Origin of the sequence: Sutterella seckii (genome assembly GCF_009183815.1) — a bacterium.
Lineage (GTDB): Bacteria > Pseudomonadota > Gammaproteobacteria > Burkholderiales > Burkholderiaceae_F > Sutterella > Sutterella seckii.
On sequence record NZ_WEHX01000255.1, the window covers coordinates 1 to 418 of the forward strand.

Genomic DNA, 418 nt, shown 5'->3' on the forward strand with positions numbered 1-418 from the left:
AGCCCCTCCGCCCTCAATTTTCTAATGCCTTCTGCCCGGATGTTGGCTGCAGCGTTGACGTCGCGATCGTGATGACTACCGCAGTGCGGGCAAGTCCATTCGCGCGTCGCCAGATCAAGCTTCTCAAGCTTGAAGCCGCAGCAGGAGCACATCTTCGAAGAGGGAAAGAACGTATCGATCTGCACGAAGTACTTTCCTTCCCGCTTCATTTTGTAGGCAATCATTCGGAAGAGCTCGCTCCAGGCGGCATCGGCAATGGACTCCGCCATGCAGTGGTTCTTCAGCATGTTGATGATTCTCAAACCCTCCGCAGCCAGCGCTTGGCTTTCGTTCACGAGTCGCGAAGAGACCTTGTGAAGGTTGTCGTTGCGGGCATTCGCCACGCGCTTATGCGCGCGTGCGAGCCTGCGGCGCGCCT

At 57.4% G+C, this 418-nt stretch carries 1 protein-coding gene; it reads right to left on the minus strand.

The window, feature by feature from the left end; translation table 11 throughout:
• Positions 1–418, minus strand: a 418-nt coding sequence (locus GBM95_RS12080) for an RNA-guided endonuclease TnpB family protein (protein ID WP_152159293.1), incomplete at both ends; no start/stop codon positions are given.